The organism is Eubacterium ramulus ATCC 29099, assembly GCF_000469345.1.
GTDB classification, from domain to species: Bacteria; Bacillota; Clostridia; order Lachnospirales; family Lachnospiraceae; genus Eubacterium_I; species Eubacterium_I ramulus.
Map to the genome: position 1 here is coordinate 1 of NZ_KI271078.1, position 1,640 is coordinate 1,640.

1 protein-coding gene is annotated in these 1,640 nt (G+C 37.4%); it reads left to right on the forward strand.

Going from position 1 to position 1,640, the window contains the following annotated elements; all coding sequences use genetic code 11:
- The first annotated feature begins 293 nt into the window (after positions 1-293).
- Positions 294-1,469 carry an IS110 family RNA-guided transposase gene (locus HMPREF0373_RS01110; protein WP_021737697.1) on the forward strand — a complete coding sequence of 392 codons (1,176 nt, stop codon included), beginning with the start codon at positions 294-296 and terminating at the stop codon, positions 1,467-1,469.
- Positions 1,470-1,640 lie beyond the last annotated feature (171 nt).

Sequence of the window (1,640 nt, forward strand, 5' to 3'; positions counted from 1 at the left end):
CCTCGTATTATATAGTAGTAGTTTTTATAGACCCTCTCCAAGGTCTTTACAACTATTAGGTCATAGTCCATTCTTTACCTCTTCTGTAGGTTCGGCTATGATATATAAGATGCTGTGGATTGGTTTATTTCTCCTACCACTTGATGGTTTTAGGAAGGCTCCAACCACAGTCTCTTTGTTCATTTGTTAATCAGTTAGATACCGCATGACGGTTTATTTAGAACGAGGTTACAATCGCAAGGAGCACCCTGTGGTTTTAAAACAGCATTCATACATTTCAAAGGAGATTTATTATGATTTACATAGGAATTGATGTTGCAAAGGATAAGCATGATTGCTTTATCACCAACTCTGATAGCGAAGTGTTGTTTAAAGCATTTACCATCGCCAACAACTTAGATGGTTTTAATGATCTCTATCAAAAGATTGAATCCGTTATGGATGATGTGACAAAAGTAAAAGTAGGACTGGAAGCCACTGGACACTATAGTTACAATCTCCTTGGATATCTCATTGATAAAGGTCTGCCCACCTATGTTATCAATCCGTTACATACAAATCTGTACAGAAAAAGTCTAAGCCTTAGACAGACGAAAACGGATAAAGTAGATGCCCGCACGATTGCTTCCATGCTCATGTCTGATGTGAACTTAAAGTCCTACTCAGACACATTTTACCACAACGAAGAGTTAAAGTCATTAACTCGTTATCGTTTTGATAAAGTAAAAGAACGTGCCAAGCTGAAAACTTCCGTTTCAAGACTGGTCTGTATCTTATTCCCTGAATTAGAAAAACTTGTACCAACACTTCATATAGCATCTGTTTATGCATTGCTTTCTGAATTTCCCAGTGCTAAACATGTAGCCACTGCACACCTTACCAGACTTACAAATCTTCTTTCCGAATCTTCCAAAGGTCGATATGGTAAAGATACTGCTATTACTTTCAGAGATGCTGCAAGAGCTTCTATCGGCTCAAATATGCCAGCCAAATCTCTTGAATTGAAGCACACCATCAAACTTATTCAGGAACTTGATTCAGAGATTGATGAAATCGAAAATGAGATTAAAATCATCATGGATGAAATCAACTCTCCAATTCTTAGCATTCCCGGAATCAACTATCGCATGGGAGCTATGATTATTGCCGAGATCGGTGATTTCAATCGTTTTGATTCTCCTGATAAGATCTTAGCTTATGCCGGCTTTTCACCATCAACATATCAATCCGGACAACTGGATGGTGCCTACGCACATATGGAAAAACGTGGCTCCAGATACCTGCGATACGCTTTGTATAATGCCACCAAATATGTCTGCCACTGGGATCCAACATTTGCAGCCTATCTTGCTAAAAAACGAGCGGAAGGTAAGCATTACAATGTTGCCATATCACACGCTGTAAAAAAATTGGTTCGAGTGATTTATCATCTTGAAAAAACAAAGCAGCAATACATAAAAGTAGCTTAAATCTTTCTAATTCAATACTCTTTTTTTGAGCACCTATCACGATGCTCTTTTTGTCATGCAGTTTTCAAGGTTCAAGGAACTCTAACTGAGTTCCAAATATATCTAAAATACATTTCTGTACTTTATTCAAAAAATATCATTTTAAGGCTTGACTTTTAATAGTTAGTCTTC

Bases quoted from the DNA above. Each gene is read 5' to 3' on its own strand.
- HMPREF0373_RS01110 (WP_021737697.1), top strand. From the start codon at position 294: ATGATTTACATAGGAATTGATGTTGCAAAGGATAAGCATGATTGCTTT.